Genomic DNA, 15,858 nt, shown 5'->3' on the forward strand with positions numbered 1-15,858 from the left:
GAATTCGCGCCATCTGATATTGAATCTGCGGAGGCGGTGCGGAGTGGGCACCGCCTGAACAACCCGTTTGCTACACGCGGTAGCCGCCCCGACCTGTCAGCTTGTCGGGGCGCCTTCGCCTCGCCTTAAAGGTCGGTGAATTGCATCCGGCGGATCGGATCGGTTCCATCAAATCCTTCCGCGGACTTCTTCATATGGTCGTAGAAGGGACGGGTGCCCTCTTCTTCATAAAGTTCAGTCATCACGCCAAGTTGTTTCGACGTATCCATGATGGCGTAGCGGCCCATACGATTAGGGAAGGTTTCGCCATAAAGGGCAGCTTCGCAGCCTTCAGCTTCATATTGCGCCATCCGCTTGTCCAGATCATCGACGAACATGGCGAAATGATGGATCCGCGACTCGCCCTTCTTCACAAGATCGCGATAGGCGGACGGTTCGTCATCATGCTGCTGCACGAATTCGGCGGTGATATTGCCCCACTGACCATAGACGGAGGTGACGTCGATGGTGCTTTCCTTGCCGCGATAGCGATGCACGTGAAGCGGATAATGTTCGACTGCCCAGAACGGACCCGATCCATAGCGGCGGGAATGGGCGCGGGCCGCTTCGATGGCGTCTGGCACCACAAAAGCGATCTGCGTGATCGCGAGGGCGGGCGTGAAGATAAAATCACTCATGGCGTTGCTTCCTTCAAAGACAATTGTCAGATGATTGATTCGATGGTGAGGGTAATCGCGCGAGGGATCCGATCTTCGCCGACGGCATCGGGCCATGTCGGCCGACGGTGGCCAGGGACATGCCGCAGGTCCGAAAACCTGCGTATTTCCTGGTCCTTGAACCGGGAGGCTCTCCGCTATGCCGCGTTTTTGGTGACCTTTTGATGATCGTTCATCCTCTACCCGGAGCGGCTCATGCCCAGCTCCTCCGTCGCTGATTTCTCGACAAACGACAAATGTCTGCTAACGAATATGCCTCCATTCGTCAAATTGATAAATGATGGTATCGACCGAATGGAGCGGGGCGGAGGCGCTCTTTGGACGGCCGGGCAGCGCATTGGTCATTGACTAAATGAACGACAACCGTCAGGTAATATGCCAACACCTTTGGCGCTGACGGGCGTTCGCTGGCGGATTGGGTGCTTGCAACGCAGACTTATGGAGAGGAAAAAATGACCTATAATTTGACGGTGCGGCGCGAAGGTGCCGTGTTCATCATCGGCGGAACCGGCGGCGCGGGGTCGGCGATCGTGCGCGCCTTTGCAAAGACGGGCGCCAATATCGCCTTCACCTACAACAGCAATGAAACCAAGGCGAATGCGTTGGTGAATGAACTGGAAAGCGAAGGTGTAACGGCATCGGCCAGCAAGCTGGACATAACCGACTTGCAGGCTGTCGAACAATGCATCAGCGGCGTGGTGAAGCGTTTCGGCCATATCCACACGGTCATCTATGCGTCCGGGCCGATGTGGGACAACACCCTGCAACTGGCCGATGTGAAGCCCAGCTTCATGGAGTTTCTCGTCAAGACCGAACTGTTCGGTTTCTTCAATGTAATCAGCGCCACCAAGGAACAGATGCGCGCCAATAAGGGCGTCATCACTGTTTGCACCAGCTTCGGCAACGCCCGCCGCTTCGATCGCGACGGTCAGTCGGCGGTGCCGAAGGCGGGGCTTGAAAGCATGGCGCTCTATCTGGCGGCGGAAGAGGCTGTCTACGGCGTGCGCGCGAATGTCGTTCGCCTGGGCTGGTTCAACTTCGGCATGGGCGCGATCGACAAGACGGAGGCTTCGCTCGATGATCCGGGTCGTGCCATGACCGGCGGCGACGCTGGGGCCGAAGCGCTGGAATGGATGACCAGCCGCATTCGCCTGGGCAATCGGCCGGGCCGTGGCGAAGAGCTTGCCAGCATGGTGCTCTACCTTTCGTCTGAACAGGCGTCCTATGTCACCGGCCAGATCACCTGCGTCGACGGCGGCATTTCGCTTTGAACCTTTGGGCAGGCGCCGGTCTTCATGACGACGCCTGCTCCATGACGGCCCGCTGCGCGAACCTGTTCGGGCCGCATTGATAATTGACATATGTCAGGTAATATGTATCACTGGCGCAGCCCGCGAAGGCTGGATCGGGCTATCCCCGCATAGCGAGGCGCATCAGCTGCGGCGATCGTTGCCCGGCTGATTGAGGCAGAGAGAGGATCGATGGTAAATATTTCCGTCCTGGCCGGACAGGTGGCTGGTGAACATCGCGTAGCCATGACGCCTTCGATCGTTGCGCGATATGCAAAGCTTGGCCTGTCGACGCTGGTTGAAAGCGGTGCAGGTCTTGCTGCGGGCTTCTCCGATGACGCCTATGCCGCGCAAGGTGCCCTGATCGTGGATCGCAAGGAAGCGCTTGGACAGGCGGATGTCGTGGTCACGGTGCGTCCCCCGGCTGCCGCCGAACTGCTCGGGGTTCGTCCGGGAACGAAGCTGGTCGGAGGCCTGGCGCCCTTTGCCGATCCGGGCAGGATGGCGGCCTATGCCGATCTGGGGGTGGAAGCGATGGCGCTTGAACTGCTCCCGCGCACGACCCGCGCGCAGGCGATGGATATATTGTCCAGCCAGGCCAATCTCGCTGGCTATCATGCAGTCGCGCGGGCCACGACCGAACTCAATCGCTGCCTGCCGATGATGACCACGGCCGCAGGCTCAATCGCGGCGGCCAAGGCGTTTGTCATGGGTGTGGGCGTCGCGGGTCTTCAGGCGATCGCAACCGCCCGGCGACTGGGCGCGGTCGTCTCCGCCACCGATGTGCGGCCCGAAACGCGCGAACAGATCATGTCGCTGGGCGCCAAGCCCATATTCGAAGAGATTCAGGACGGCGACCAGCTGACCGCAGCGGTGGGCGGCTATGCCGGGGAAATGAGCGAAGCCTATCGGCAGCGCCAGGCGGCCTTGGTCAGCGAACATATCGCCGGGCAGGACATGGTCGTCACGACCGCCCTCATTCCCGGACGGCCCGCCCCGCACCTCATCAGCGACGCGCAGATCGCTAGCATGAAACCGGGCAGTGTGATCGTCGATCTGGCCGCCGAAAGCGGCGGCAATGTCGAAGGTGTCGTCGCCGGAGAAATGGTGTTGCGTCATGGTGTCAAGCTCATCGGGCTTGTCGATGGAGCGGCAAAGGTCGCCGTGGACGCATCGAACCTGTTCGCGCGCAACTGCTACAATTTCATCGAAGCCTATTGGGACAAGGCGGAAAAGAGGTTGGCGATGCCCGCCGATGACGCGCTGATCGAAGCGGTAACGCTGACCCGCCATGGCGAGATCGTCCACCCGCGCTTCGTGCAGGCAGCGGCGGCCTGAACACAGGGGATAATTCAGTGAACGCTTTCAATGCAGATTATCTGTTCGTCTTCATATTGGCGGCTTTTTTGGGTTTTCAGCTGATCAAGAAGGTATCGCCGCTTTTGCATTCGCCGTTGATGTCGCTGACCAATGCGATCGCGGCGGTGGTGATTGTGGGGGCGATCACGATCACGGGTGAGGCGGGGGCGACGCCTCTGGCCAAGACGCTGGGCTTCATCGCGGTGTTCTGCGCGACGGTGAACCTTGTGAGCGGTTTCATGATTACCGATCGCATGCTCAAGATGTTCAAGCCGCGGGGGAAGTAACAGATGAACGCCTTCGTACCCTTCGCGGCGATTGTCGCGTCCGCTTTGTTCATCCTGTCGCTGATGTGGATGAGTCATCCCTCGACCGCCCGTCGCGGCGTGCGCGCGGGCGAGATCGGGATGGTGATCGCGATCATCGGCGCGCTGGTCCAGCATGAGGTGGTGGACTATAATCTGATCATCATCGCGATGATCGCAGGCGCGGCGGCGGGCATTCCGATGGCGCTGCTGATGCCGATGACGGCGATCCCGCAGCGAACCGCCATCTCCCACGCCTTTGGCGCGCTGGCGGTTGGCCTGATCGGCGCGGCGGAATATTACAAGCATGCCCATGCGGAATATGCGGGCGGCTTCATTCTGTGGGCGCTGATGTTCGAGATGCTGCTGGGTTTCCTGACCTGCACGGCCTCGGTCGTCGCCTTTGCCAAGCTGCAGGAACTGATGGGCAGCCGTCCGGTGTCCTTCCCCGGCCAGCGCATCGTCAATGGCGCGGTGGCGCTGGCGACGGTGGCGATCGGCGTGACGCTGGCGCTTGACCCGACGCAGACCTGGCTGTTCCCGGCCTTCGCGGGCCTGGCGTTGCTGTTCGGCATATTGCTGGTGATCCCGATCGGCGGCGCGGACATGCCGACGGTCATTGCGCTCCTGAACAGCTATGCGGGTCTTGCCGCAAGCGCGATGGGCTTTGCGCTCGGCAACAAGCTGCTGATCGTGGCGGGCGCGCTCGATGGCGCATCGGGCTTCATCCTGGCGCTGGTGATGTGCAAGGCGATGAACCGCAGCTTTGCCAATGTGATGTTCGGCGGCTTCGGCAAGGTGGTCGCGGGCGTTGCGGGCGGCAAGGACGACCGGGTGGTGCGCTCCGCCTCTGCCGAGGAAGCCGCGATGCAGCTGGAGAATGCGAGCAGCGTGGTCATCATCCCGGGCTATGGCATGGCGGTCGCGCAGGCGCAGCACAAGGTCAGCGAGCTGTATCAGGCGCTCACGAAGAAGGGCGTGGACGTCAAGTTCGCGATCCATCCGGTGGCGGGCCGCATGCCCGGTCACATGAACGTGCTGCTGGCCGAAGCGAACGTCCCCTATGAGCAGCTGGTCGATCTGGACGACATCAACCCCGAACTGCCGCAGGCGGACGTGGCGGTGATCATCGGCGCGAACGACACGGTGAACCCGTCGGCGCGCGACGATCCGCAAAGCGCGATCGCGGGCATGCCGATCATCGAGGCGGACCGCGCCAAGTCTGTGTTCGTGATCAAGCGCAGCATGAACGCGGGCTTTGCCGGGATCGACAATCCGATCTATTATAACAGCAACACCCAGATGCTGTTCGGCGACGCCAAGGACATGGTCGGCTCCATCGCCAAGGAACTGACGGGGGGTGGGTCGGGCTTGCACTGAGCCGCCATCCACCGTTCCTCAACTACCCCATCGACCAAAGTGCCAACAATGACACTTTACCCTCGGGCAAAGTGTCATTCGCGACAAAAGCGACCAATTCCCAACGCAAGGGATTCACATTGGCCTCCACCTGTGCTTGATTCATCCCCGTTATGTTTCACGGTTCGATCAGGCCTCCTTCTTCCTCCAGTGGCGATTTGTCCGCGCTGCTGGACCGGCTTGCGCATGTCAGCACGCGGCCACGCTACGCCTTCATGCTGCTGACCCTGATTGCCGAAGCGGCGCGCCCGGACGGCAGCGCCGGGCCATTGGTGGCGAAAGAGGGCGGCTTGCAGCCCCTGCGCGACTGGCTGTGCGACGCATTGACCCCCATGGGCGGCCGCGATCCTCGCCGCATGGCGCTGGCCGCGCGCGTGCGCGCCGAACTTGCCGTACAGGGGCGCCTTCCCGCCGATCCCGATGCGGCTAATCTCGCGGTCGAAGAGGAGGTGAAGCTTCGGGTCCGCGCTTCGGGCAAGACCAACCTTAGCCGCGCCGTATCGGAAATGGTCGCGGCGGGCTTGCTGCGCCGTCATTATCAGGGCTACCGCGTCGATCACCATAATCGCGGCGCACAGCGACAGGCCGTTTATACGCTCACCGGCCTCGCTCGTATCCTGATAGCATCCGCCGCCATGCCGCCCATGCCGCCGCCGCTTGCTCCGCCAATATCCGCGCCAGTGCGCCCGCGGCAGGGGGAGCTTGGTCTCTGACCGCCCCAACCGCATCGCCGACGGCACAGGTCTATGGCATGTGTCGATATTCTGCCGATCTCACCGAATTCTACGCTTCTTTGGCAGGCCCCCAATGATGCACATGTGCTGACGCGGATAATGCTCCATCGCCCGCGACGCCATCGGGCGAATGCCAAGCTCCATCGGCAGGCTTAAGACGAACCGGTCCAGTTGACCACCACATGTGGACCCTTTCGCCCCCAACATCGTTTCCCATCCGTTCATATTAACCTTTGCAGGCAAAATCGATTGTTCACCCCTGTGAGAAGGCGGGCGCTGTTGGAGGTCAGTGACATGGGACAGGCATTCCCAATGAAGAATTTGCCCCTATCCATGACAATTAGGGGCGGCTTGCGGCCCATTGACGCGCCCCGGTTCGGAAAGCCGTTCGCGATGGCGCGGTTGATCGGCAAACGCGCTGTCATCAATCCTGTCGTCCAGCCATGACCGCCATCACCCGCCTGTCCGCTCCCGCGCGCCCAGCCATCCGCAGGCTCTCCGCGCTTGCGCCTCTCGATCAGGATGCGGAGGCGGCGCTGGCCGATGCCGCCCTGCGCAGCCGCATATTGAAGCCCGCGCGCGAACTGATCGCGGAGGGCGCGCCTGTTCCGAACCCGCTGCTGATCCTCAATGGCTGGGCCGCTCGAACGCGTTTCCTGCCCGACGGACGGCGGCAGATCATGAGCATAATCCTGCCCGGCGACCTCATCGGCAATTGCCATCATGACCGCCCCTTGTCGGTATCGACCGTCGTCGCGCTCAGCCAGCTGACGGTCTGTGCCGCGCCGTCCATCGGCTCCCCGGCGCTTCAGCAGGCCTACCGGATAAGCCACGCCCTGGACGAAGCCTATCTGCTTGCCCAGATCACGCGCCTCGGCCGCCTCAGCGCGGAGGAACGGCTCGCGGATCTCATGCTGGAATTGCGCGACCGTCTGGCGCTGTGCGGCCTGGTGAGCGAGGGCAGCTTTGCATGGCCGCTGACCCAGAACGCTCTTGCTGATGCCCTCGGCCTGACGTCCGTTCACGTCAACCGCACACTGCAACAGATGCGGCGGCGTGGCGATGTCATCCTGCGTTCGGGCCGTCTGCAACTGACGGATGCGGTCGAACTCGCCAAGCGGGTGGGCCATGTACCGGTACGCGTAACCGCCAGGGACGACTGACCTTCGACGGACGAAGAACGGGCCATTGCGCCAACCGCAACGGCCCGTCCATTATCTCGAAAAGAAAGGGGAGGCGTCAGCTCTTGGCTTCGGCCCCGGCCGTTGCCGCCTTTGCGCGAGGCTTGCGTGCTGCCTTCGCCGCCTTCGGCCGCGCGCCGTCAGCCGCCTTTGCCGGAGCGGCGGCAGGCTTTGCTGCGGGCTTCGCCGCTGCCTTGGCGGGCTTTGCAGCCTTCGCGACCTTGCCTGCGGGCGTCTTGGCACTTGCAGCGGCACCGGCTGCCTTCGGCGCTGCCTTCGGCGCTGCCTTGGCGCCTGCATCCGCCTGCTGCGGTGCGGCTGCCTTCACGCCATTGGCGACTGCGGGCTTGCGGCCAAGGCCAAGGCGCGTGGCAACGGCGCGGCGCGCTTCGGAATAGCTGGGCGCAACCAGCGGATAGGATTTGGGCAGATTGTAGCGCTGGCGATATTCGTCCGGCGAAAGGCCATTCGTCGCCAAATGGCGCTTCAGCGTCTTGTACGGCTTGCCGTCGATCATGCTCAGGATGTGGTCGGGTGACGACAGGCTTTTGCGAACGGAAACGGCCGGTGTGTAAGTCGCTGCCTGCGCATCGGCAGACTCCGCCGCCGGATCTTCAGTCAAGGCGATCCGGGTTGTCCGGATAAGCTCGGGGAGCCCCTCGCTCGTAACCGAATTGTTGGAGACAAACGCACTCAAAAGCTGAACTGTGAGCGTCGTGATGTCGGGCTGCGATTCTTCAGACATTGGTACGCTTCTCCACACCGAATAACTGGAGCGACCTTCTGCGCGCTTTCAACTCAAATGTAAATCACCTTCACTCTTTTAGTGTGGCGATATCTGTCCCTATGATGGACGCTTCTGATGTTCCGCTGCTGTGGCGCCCTTACTAGAGGGCTGATCTTGTCCCATCTCATTATCGACATGATTGGTGAAGATGTTGATTGAACGCGGCTCTACCCACAATTTGGGCCGTAACCATCTTATATATTGTCGCCGGAGGAGGACCGCGAAATGCGCATCCAAAATACGCCGCTATCGCCGAAAGTAACCGGCCGTCGCGCTGCGGACCAAAAAAAAGGGCCGGTCCAAAAAGGACCGGCCTAATGAGTTTTTAGGAGAGGATGCCTGAAAGGCAGGGCGGCATTTGCCGCCGCGACCCTCTCCTGACAATTGTTTAGATCGGCATGTCGATTGCATGTCATGCAATCGTAACATTCGCGGCGCCCCGTTCCTTGCCGGAAGGGGCGCCCGGCCTGTTAGCCGTTCAGCTGATCCTTGACCGCCTTTGCGGGCGTGAAGGTCAGCTTCTTCGATGCTGCGATCTGGATGGTTGCGCCGGTCGACGGATTGCGGCCTTCACGTGCCGGCTGATCCTTGACCTTGAACTTCCCAAAGCCGCTCAGCGAAACTTCGTCACCCTTGGCAGCGGCGCCAGCGATAGCGGCAAACACGCCATCCACATATTTGCGGGCGTCGGCCTTGGTCAGGCCATGCTCGGCTGCAACTGCTTCGGCGAGTTCGGTATTGTTCATCGATCGTCTCCCTTTCGTGGACGACGGGTCTTAACCTGTCTCATCGCCCGCAACTAGGGGTGTTTTTGCCCATTAACCGATATTTTCGTGCCGGATTCGACATTTTTTGGAGGTTGGTGAGGTCCATGCGCCTGTTCGTGCCGCGCGAATCTCTCTCCGCCCACCTTCATGCTGACCATTGGGCGCAGACTCGGGCCGCTTACCCGCAGGCTCAATCGGCACGCTTCCGCCGCCACAGCCGTCCGCCCAGCGCCATGTCCTTCATCACCGCGCGCGCCGCATTATGTCCCGGAGCGCCCGTGACGCCGCCGCCCGGATGCGTACCCGCGCCGCACATATAAAGCCCCTCGGCAGGTCCGCGATAACCGGCATGGCCCAGCACCGGCCGTGCCGCCCACAATTGGTCCAGCGTCATCGCACCATGCATGATGTCGCCCCCCACCATCCCGAACTTCCGTTCAAGGTCCAGCGGCGACAATATGTCCCGCGCGATCACGGACGCCGCAAAGCCGGGCGCATAAGCGTCCACCGTCGCGATCACATCGTCCGCCGCTTGCCTCCGCGCTTCGTCCCAGCTTCGGCCATCGGGCAGCTGCGGCGCGAACTGCTGGCAGAACAGGCTCGCCACATGGCATCCCGGCGGCGCCAGGCTGTCGTCGACGATCGACGGGATCAGCATCTCGACGATCGGCGCGGATGACCAGCCCCTTGCCTTTGCATCGGTAAAGGCGCGGTCCATATAGTCCATGTCCGGCGCGATGATGATCCCGGCCTGCAAATGCTCGCCCCGTCCCGGCAGGCAGGAAAAGTCGGGCAGCGCCGACAGCGCGACATTCATGCGGAAACTGCCCGACGCCGTCCTGAACCCGCGGATGCGCTTGCGGAAATCGGGTGGCAGGTCGGCCGGGTCCATCATCCGTTCGTACAGCAGCTTGGGACCGACATTGGCGATGACCGCCGCCGCCATGACCTCCTCCCCGCTTTCCAGCCTGACGCCGACGGCCCGGCTGCCGTCTACCAGCACCCGCTCGACCGGCGCCTCCAGGCTGATCTCCACGCCCATCGCTTGGACGACCTTCGCCATGATCTGTGTGATCGCGCCCATGCCGCCGACGCAATGACCCCATGCGCCCTTCTTGCCGTTCACCTGTCCCATGACATGGTGCAGCAGGACATAGGCGCTGCCCGGCGTATCGGGCGACGCATAGTTGCCGACCACCGCGTCAAAGGCAAAGGCCGCCTTCACCGCCTCGCTCTCGAACCATCCGTCCAGAAAGGCGCGCGCCGATTTCAGGAACAGGTCCAGCATGTCGCGCTGCGCGTCCAGCGACAATGCGCCGACGCGCCGCCCGTGCGACAATGCTGCCGTCAGCATCGACAGCCCGTCGCCCGCATTGGGCGGGGCCTTCAGCATCATGTCGCGCAGCAGGTCCGCTATCGCCTCCAGCGCATCCTGATAATGGGGCAGGGCGGCCGCATCCTTCGCGCTGAACTTGGCGAACTCCGCCTGCGTCTTTTCGATGCCGCCGCCCACTTTCAGATAGCGGCCGTCCGGCTGCGGCAGGAAATTGGCGACCGGCCGCTCGATCACGCGATAGCCATGGTCGGTGAGGGCCATGTCAGCGATGACCTTGGGATGCAGCAGGCTTACGGTGTAGCTCGCGACGGAATTGCGGAAACCGGGGTGAAACTCCTCCGTCACCGCCGCGCCCCCTACGACGTGCCGCCTCTCCAATATGCGGACCCGGTAACCCGCGCGCGCCAGATAGAATGCGCACACCAGCCCATTATGCCCGCCCCCAATGATGACCGCGTCATATTTATACATGTGTATAACAACTCACGGACTTTCGGAAAATCCCGTTCTATTCGCCATTTCCTTCACGACTTCCATAACGCCGCGCCAGTCCGGCACAAACCATCAACTGAATCTGGTGAAACAACATCAACGGCAACAATATTGGCCCCACCGCACTTGCCGGAAACAAAACCCCGGCAATCGGCACTCCCGTCGCCAAACTCTTCTTCGACCCACAAAATTGCAGCACCACCGCATCTTTCCGCGACAATCCCAGCAAGCGCCCAAGACCCCAGGTAAACAGCAGCACCACCACCAAAATCGCAATCGACAACAGCGCCAGCAACAACAGTTCTTCCCGCGACACCTTATGCCACAGCCCCTCGACCACCGCCGCGCTGAACGCGGAATAGACGATCAGCAGGATCGAACCCCGATCCACTCGCCCCAGCATCGCCTTGTGCCGCGACACAAAACCGCCAATCCACGGCCGCGCCAGATGCCCCAGCAGGAAGGGCAGCAGCAACTGCAATACAATCCCCTCCACCGCCGACAGGGAAATCAGACCACCAGTCCCCCCGACGCTCTTCTGCATCAGCAGCGCCACCAACACCGGCGTCAGAACGATCCCCAGCAGGTTGGAAAAGGACGCACTCACCACCGCCGCCGCGACATTGCCTCGCGCTATCGCCGTGAAGGCGATCGACGACTGCACCGTCGATGGCAACAGTGTCAGGAACAGCAGCCCCGCCCGCATCTGTCCGGGGATCGCTTCCACCTGCTGCGTCGCCAGCCCGATCAGCGGGAACAGCGCGAATGTCGTTCCCAGCGTCGCCAGATGCAGCCGCCACGCCGTCGCCCCGCTCAAGATCGCTTCGCGCGATAGCTTCGCTCCGTGCAGAAAGAACAACAGCACGATGCCGGCGTCCGCAAGGATGCCAACGATATGCGCACCCTCGCCCCGCGCGGGAAGGAAGGAGGCCAGTGCCACCATGGCGATCAGCAGCAGCAGGAAGGGGTCAGCGATTTCCCGGAGACGGCTCATGCCGCGGCTGTAGGCAGTCCGACGGAAAAAGGATAGACGCCCGACCGATCGACACATTAGTGGGCGCTTAGGAAATGGAGGCGGTCATGAGCAACGGGATCGAAATTATCGAACAGGGCGGCGTCCTGGAAATTCACATCGATCGCCCCGATAAGAAGAATGCGCTCACCGCGGCCATGTACGACAGCATGACCGCCGCCCTTGCCGACGCGTCGGTGCGGAGCGACATCGGCGCTGTCCTGATCGCTGGAAAGGGGGATGCCTTCTGCGCAGGCAATGACCTTAAGGACTTCACTCAAGGACCGCAGGGCGGCGCGGCTGCATTCGCATTCATCCGCGCCATTGCGAGCTTCGACAAGCCGCTGATCGCTGCCGTTCAGGGCCTGGCGGTGGGCGTGGGCACGACGATGCTGTTCCATTGCGACCTTGTCTATGCGGCGCCCGACGCGCGATTCATCATGCCCTTCGTCAATCTGGGCATCGTTCCGGAAGCTGGCTCAAGCCTGCTCGCGCCCGCGACGCTGGGCCATGCAAAAGCAGCGGCGATGCTGTTGCTGGGCGAGTCCATGGACGCCCAAACCGCTGACCGGTCAGGTCTGGTGACAGCTGTCATACCCACCGAGGAACTGCTTGGGCACGCTCGAGCCAAGGCGGCCACCCTCATGCAGAAGCCGCCCAAGGCACTGGCGGTCACCCGGCGGCTGCTAAAGGGCGATCCTGCCGCGCTGCTCGAGAGGATCGAGCAGGAGGCACGGCTGTTCGAACAGATGTTGGAATCCGAAGAGGCACAGGAAGCCTTCGCTGCCTTCTTTGAAAAGCGCCCCCCTATATTTCGTCGCGATTGAACTTGGCGTGAGCCGTCGCTCGGCTGTCTGAAAGTCATAAGTCTATCTAAATCGAAACCCTTGCTGGAAAACTTCAGGACGTTCAGCAATATTCTGTCCCTATGCCGCATAAGACAAGTGTTCAGCGTGAAACGAGATCAAGGCAGATGAGCGACAAGGCCGTAACCACAGCTGAAACCGCGCCTTCAGGGGCGGGCCGCTTCGCCCTTTTGGAGCCATTGCGCCAGCGGACTTACCGCACGATCTGGATCGCCAGCCTGTTTTCGAACTTCGGGCAACTGATACAAGGCGTCGGCGCGGCCTGGCTTATGACGCGGCTGAGTTCATCGCCTCAGATGGTGGCGCTGGTGCAAACGGCCCTTATGCTGCCGTTGATGCTCGTCGCGTTGCCCGCCGGGGCGATCGCGGACATGTTTGACCGGCGCAAGGTAGCGTTGGCCGGCCTTGCCTTCGCATCACTGATGGCGATCTGCCTCACGCTGCTTGCCGGTGCGGAATTGCTCTCTCCCTGGACATTGCTGCTCTTCTGCTTCCTGATCGGCACGGGGGTCGCCTTATATGGGCCTGCCTGGCAAGCCTCGATCGGCGAGCAGGTGAGCGGTGAACATCTGCCCGCAGCGATCGCCCTCGGCACGATCAGCTACAATGTAGCGCGCAGCTTCGGCCCCGCGCTCGGCGGCATCATCGTTGCCTCATTAGGGGCGATGGCGGCCTTTGCGGCCAACGCTTTCTTCTATCTACCGCTGATCCTCGCCTTCCTGATGTGGCAGCGGGAACATAAACCTTCGCGCTTGCCCCCGGAAAGGATCGATCGGGCGATCGTCTCGGGCGTGCGCTATGCGGTGCATTCGCCCCCAATCCGGGTCGTACTCATCCGCACACATGTCGTGGGTCTGGCGGGGGCATCAGTGTCCGCGCTCACCCCATTGATTGCAAAGGACCTGCTGCACGGGTCGGCAAGCACTTATGGCTTGTTATTGGGCGCCTATGGCGTGGGCGCGGTGCTGGGCGCCACCGGGCTTGATCTGGTGCGTCGGCGTCTGCGACCTGAGCAGGCTGCGCGGCTGCTGTCGATATTGCTGGGCGCAATGATCATTCTCGCCGGGATTAGCGGTTACACCCTTCTGACTTGCGCGGCACTGCTGGTCGCGGGCTTTGCCTGGATGATCCTGGTCGCACAGTTCAACGTCGCTGTGCAAATGTCAGCACCGCGCTGGGTCACGGCGCGCGCGCTTGCCTGCTATGGCTCGGCGTTGACCGGTGGGCTCGCCTTGGGCGCGTGGCTGTGGGGCTCGGTAGCCGCTGCTCTAGGAACAGGTGAGGCGATGATGATGTCGGGGGCAGCGATGGTGTTCAGCATCATTCTTGGTCTCGTCTTTCCGTTGGCGCGATCGCTCCCCGATGGATTGGAACAAAGCATTCTCAGCCATCAGCCGCAGGTTGGCCTTGCACTGACATCGCGCAGTGGTCCCATCGTCGTGGAAATCGATTATCGGGTAGATACTGACAAGGCGCGCGACTTCTATGCCGCGATGCAGAAGGTGCGCAGCGCCCGCCTGCGAAGTGGCGCCTTTGGCTGGTCCGTGGCACGTGACATCGCCGATCCCGAACTCTGGACCGAACATTATCATTGTCCGACCTGGGGAGATTATCTGCACCAGCGCGATCGCATGACGATGAACGACCGCCAGATCGAGGACGCCGCTAATGTCTTCCACATGGGGAGCGGCGAGGGGCGGGTACGGCGGCGCCTCGAACGGCCGACCGGATCGGTGCGGTGGCGGGCGGATACGCCTGACCGCCGAGACGAGGCGATCGATATAATTTATCCATAGATCAACCAGTTCGTGCAAGAATGTAGGGAAACGTTGTCAATATAAACAGGCGCGCTAGAATCGCTTTGAAATCGAATTTGGAGAGCGGAATGCCGAGGCAGGCGAAACGTACGGTAGGACGTCCCCGAAGGCTGACGCTGGAAAGGATTGTCGATGCCGCCTGCGAGGTCGGCATCGCCAAGCTGGAAATGAGTCTGGTTGCCGAAAGGCTGAATACCGGCGTCGCCACGCTATATGGCTATGTGCGGGGGCGGGAACATCTGCTGCAACTCGTGGCACAGCGTCTAGTAGGGCAAGCGCTGATCAGGGATGAAGGACAGAGTTGGCAGGATATACTGCGCGAACATGCGACAGTTACCTATCGTCTCTTCCGGTCCCTGCCTCACCTCATCACCAATCTGATTGGAAATGAACCCGAACAGCATTCGTTCGACTATTCGCAGAGGGTACTCACGATGCTGGAGGCTAGGGGGCTTCCTCCCGCTGTGGCCATGAATGTTTATATCGAGATAAATCAGGTCGTGATCGGTGCTGCGATCAGCATGATGCGGAGGGAGGTGCTGATCCAACTCCCTGAGTACGAGACCGACAATTGGGGACCGCTGCCGGACATCCTCGGCGATTATTGCACAACACTGGAGCGGATCATCTCTGGTTATGAGGTGGAACTGAGTTCGGGTGAAGACGGAGCGTCGGCCCATAAAGCCTGAAAAGTCGGCTCGCGCTCTTGTAGCAGATTAAATATTCGGCGTGCGGCAATGGAAGAAATATCTCTCTCCCATCTGGGAGGTTTGATGATTCGCGCCTTCTGTCATCTGGGTCGGCGAAAGGCTGGAAAAGACGATGACAGATAGCAAAACGCTCACCCACCTGGCGCGCCTGGAAGCGGAGAGCATACATATTCTGAGAGAGGTTGTGGCCGAGGCTGAAAAGCCGGTCATGTTATACAGCGTGGGCAAGGACAGTGCCGTGATGCTGCATCTGGCGCGTAAGGCATTCTATCCTTCGCCGCCGCCCTTTCCGCTGCTGCACGTCGATACGACCTGGAAGTTCCAGGAAATGTACAAGCTGCGCGATCGCATGGCCAAGGAAAGCGGCATGGAGCTGCTGGTCTATCACAATCCCGAAGCGCAGGAGCGCGGGATCAACCCGTTCGACCACGGCGCGCTGCACACCGACATGTGGAAGACCGAAGGTCTGAAACAGGCGCTTGACCTGTATGGCTTCGACGCAGCCTTTGGCGGCGCGCGGCGCGACGAGGAAAAGAGCCGGGCGAAGGAACGTATCTTTTCCTTCCGCACCGCGTCGCATGGCTGGGACCCCAAGAACCAGCGGCCCGAGCTATGGAACCTCTACAACGCCCGCAAGAACAAGGGCGAGAGCATCCGCGTCTTCCCGATCAGCAATTGGACCGAGCTGGATATCTGGCAGTATATCCACCTGAATAATGTGCCGATCGTGCCGCTCTATTTCGCGGAGGAGCGCCCGACCGTGGAGCGCGATGGCATGTTGCTGATGGTGGACGACGAACGCTTCCCGCTGAAGGATGGCGAAACGCCGGTGATGCGGTCGATCCGTTTCCGGACGCTGGGCTGCTATCCGTTGACGGGGGCCGTCGAGAGCAGCGCCAAGACGCTGCCCGAGGTGATCCAGGAAACGCTGCTGACCACCACATCCGAACGCCAGGGCCGCGCCATCGACAAGGATGCTGGCGGCGCCGGCATGGAGAAGAAGAAGCAGGAGGGTTACTTCTGACCACGGCCGTCATCCCAGCGCACGCTGGGATCTCAGGCCTCCAG

Annotated in this window: 15 protein-coding genes; 10 read left to right on the forward strand and 5 right to left on the reverse strand. The window is 61.5% G+C overall.

The features are described from left to right. Window positions 1-125: 125 nt before the first annotated feature. Window positions 126-677: a VOC family protein gene (locus tag AC6JBC_RS14805; protein ID WP_464789876.1), complete on the reverse strand. Its 552-nt coding sequence runs from the start codon at window positions 675-677 to the stop codon at window positions 126-128. A 491-nt stretch (window positions 678-1,168) separates the two neighbouring features. Between AC6JBC_RS14805 and AC6JBC_RS14810 the strand changes: the two genes are divergently transcribed. From AC6JBC_RS14810 to AC6JBC_RS14835, 6 genes are all read left to right on the forward strand, one after another. Then, complete coding sequence (locus AC6JBC_RS14810) at window positions 1,169-1,987, forward strand: SDR family NAD(P)-dependent oxidoreductase (RefSeq protein WP_460988924.1); 819 nt, start codon at window positions 1,169-1,171, stop codon at window positions 1,985-1,987. A gap of 210 nt (window positions 1,988-2,197) precedes the next feature. After that, window positions 2,198-3,343, forward strand: coding sequence for an NAD(P) transhydrogenase subunit alpha (locus AC6JBC_RS14815; protein ID WP_498026248.1), 1,146 nt, complete (start codon window positions 2,198-2,200; stop codon window positions 3,341-3,343). Window positions 3,344-3,360: 17 nt separating this feature from the next. Further along, entirely contained in the window at window positions 3,361-3,651 is a 291-nt protein-coding gene (locus tag AC6JBC_RS14820; protein WP_196227069.1) for an NAD(P) transhydrogenase subunit alpha part 2, read from the forward strand. A gap of 3 nt (window positions 3,652-3,654) precedes the next feature. After that, window positions 3,655-5,049, forward strand: a complete 1,395-nt coding sequence (locus AC6JBC_RS14825) for an NAD(P)(+) transhydrogenase (Re/Si-specific) subunit beta (protein ID WP_498026249.1) — start codon at window positions 3,655-3,657, stop codon at window positions 5,047-5,049. 152 nt (window positions 5,050-5,201) lie between these two features. Continuing rightward, window positions 5,202-5,801 (forward strand): hypothetical protein, encoded by a 600-nt coding sequence (locus AC6JBC_RS14830; RefSeq protein ID WP_498026250.1) that lies wholly within the window; start codon window positions 5,202-5,204, stop codon window positions 5,799-5,801. A 464-nt stretch (window positions 5,802-6,265) separates the two neighbouring features. Beyond that, window positions 6,266-6,985, forward strand: a complete 720-nt coding sequence (locus AC6JBC_RS14835; RefSeq protein ID WP_498026251.1) for a Crp/Fnr family transcriptional regulator — start codon at window positions 6,266-6,268, stop codon at window positions 6,983-6,985. A gap of 76 nt (window positions 6,986-7,061) precedes the next feature. Here the strand turns inward: AC6JBC_RS14835 and AC6JBC_RS14840 are convergent, their stop codons facing one another. The 4 genes from AC6JBC_RS14840 to AC6JBC_RS14855 form a co-directional block, all read right to left on the reverse strand. Continuing rightward, complete coding sequence (locus AC6JBC_RS14840; protein WP_498026252.1) at window positions 7,062-7,748, reverse strand: Ros/MucR family transcriptional regulator; 687 nt, start codon at window positions 7,746-7,748, stop codon at window positions 7,062-7,064. Window positions 7,749-8,260: 512 nt separating this feature from the next. Further along, window positions 8,261-8,536: an HU family DNA-binding protein gene (locus AC6JBC_RS14845; protein WP_097093579.1), complete on the reverse strand. Its 276-nt coding sequence runs from the start codon at window positions 8,534-8,536 to the stop codon at window positions 8,261-8,263. Window positions 8,537-8,747: 211 nt separating this feature from the next. Continuing rightward, window positions 8,748-10,364, reverse strand: coding sequence for a phytoene desaturase family protein (locus AC6JBC_RS14850; RefSeq protein WP_498026253.1), 1,617 nt, complete (start codon window positions 10,362-10,364; stop codon window positions 8,748-8,750). 37 nt (window positions 10,365-10,401) lie between these two features. Then, window positions 10,402-11,379 (reverse strand): bile acid:sodium symporter family protein, encoded by a 978-nt coding sequence (locus AC6JBC_RS14855; RefSeq protein WP_498026254.1) that lies wholly within the window; start codon window positions 11,377-11,379, stop codon window positions 10,402-10,404. 86 nt (window positions 11,380-11,465) lie between these two features. Here AC6JBC_RS14855 and AC6JBC_RS14860 point away from each other — a divergent pair, with 86 nt between their 5' ends. The 4 genes from AC6JBC_RS14860 (at window position 11,466) to cysD (ending at window position 15,814) form a co-directional block, all read left to right on the forward strand. Beyond that, the gene (locus AC6JBC_RS14860) at window positions 11,466-12,224 is read left to right on the forward strand and encodes an enoyl-CoA hydratase (RefSeq protein ID WP_498026255.1); all 759 of its coding nucleotides are present in this window, start codon (window positions 11,466-11,468) and stop codon (window positions 12,222-12,224) included. A gap of 146 nt (window positions 12,225-12,370) precedes the next feature. Then, window positions 12,371-14,059 (forward strand): MFS transporter, encoded by a 1,689-nt coding sequence (locus AC6JBC_RS14865; protein WP_498026256.1) that lies wholly within the window; start codon window positions 12,371-12,373, stop codon window positions 14,057-14,059. 89 nt (window positions 14,060-14,148) lie between these two features. After that, window positions 14,149-14,769, forward strand: a complete 621-nt coding sequence (locus tag AC6JBC_RS14870; protein WP_498026257.1) for a TetR family transcriptional regulator — start codon at window positions 14,149-14,151, stop codon at window positions 14,767-14,769. A gap of 133 nt (window positions 14,770-14,902) precedes the next feature. Beyond that, window positions 14,903-15,814 carry a sulfate adenylyltransferase subunit CysD gene (gene cysD / locus AC6JBC_RS14875; protein WP_498026258.1) on the forward strand — a complete coding sequence of 304 codons (912 nt, stop codon included), beginning with the start codon at window positions 14,903-14,905 and terminating at the stop codon, window positions 15,812-15,814. Window positions 15,815-15,858: the final 44 nt, after the last annotated feature.

This window comes from Sphingobium sp. RC1 (assembly GCF_059738765.1).

What these genes read in the sequence shown, in the direction of transcription:
- cysD (WP_498026258.1), top strand. Translation starts at nt 14,903, where the DNA reads ATGACAGATAGCAAAACGCTCACCCACCTGGCGCGCCTGGAAGCGGAG.
- AC6JBC_RS14825 (WP_498026249.1), top strand. Translation starts at nt 3,655, where the DNA reads ATGAACGCCTTCGTACCCTTCGCGGCGATTGTCGCGTCCGCTTTGTTC.
- AC6JBC_RS14815 (WP_498026248.1), top strand. Translation starts at nt 2,198, where the DNA reads ATGGTAAATATTTCCGTCCTGGCCGGACAGGTGGCTGGTGAACATCGC.
- AC6JBC_RS14870 (WP_498026257.1), top strand. Translation starts at nt 14,149, where the DNA reads ATGCCGAGGCAGGCGAAACGTACGGTAGGACGTCCCCGAAGGCTGACG.
- AC6JBC_RS14810 (WP_460988924.1), top strand. Translation starts at nt 1,169, where the DNA reads ATGACCTATAATTTGACGGTGCGGCGCGAAGGTGCCGTGTTCATCATC.
- AC6JBC_RS14850 (WP_498026253.1), bottom strand. Translation starts at nt 10,364, where the DNA reads ATGTATAAATATGACGCGGTCATCATTGGGGGCGGGCATAATGGGCTG.
- AC6JBC_RS14845 (WP_097093579.1), bottom strand. Translation starts at nt 8,536, where the DNA reads ATGAACAATACCGAACTCGCCGAAGCAGTTGCAGCCGAGCATGGCCTG.
- AC6JBC_RS14805 (WP_464789876.1), bottom strand. Translation starts at nt 677, where the DNA reads ATGAGTGATTTTATCTTCACGCCCGCCCTCGCGATCACGCAGATCGCT.
- AC6JBC_RS14830 (WP_498026250.1), top strand. Translation starts at nt 5,202, where the DNA reads ATGTTTCACGGTTCGATCAGGCCTCCTTCTTCCTCCAGTGGCGATTTG.
- AC6JBC_RS14855 (WP_498026254.1), bottom strand. Translation starts at nt 11,379, where the DNA reads ATGAGCCGTCTCCGGGAAATCGCTGACCCCTTCCTGCTGCTGCTGATC.
- AC6JBC_RS14840 (WP_498026252.1), bottom strand. Translation starts at nt 7,748, where the DNA reads ATGTCTGAAGAATCGCAGCCCGACATCACGACGCTCACAGTTCAGCTT.
- AC6JBC_RS14860 (WP_498026255.1), top strand. Translation starts at nt 11,466, where the DNA reads ATGAGCAACGGGATCGAAATTATCGAACAGGGCGGCGTCCTGGAAATT.
- AC6JBC_RS14865 (WP_498026256.1), top strand. Translation starts at nt 12,371, where the DNA reads ATGAGCGACAAGGCCGTAACCACAGCTGAAACCGCGCCTTCAGGGGCG.
- AC6JBC_RS14835 (WP_498026251.1), top strand. Translation starts at nt 6,266, where the DNA reads ATGACCGCCATCACCCGCCTGTCCGCTCCCGCGCGCCCAGCCATCCGC.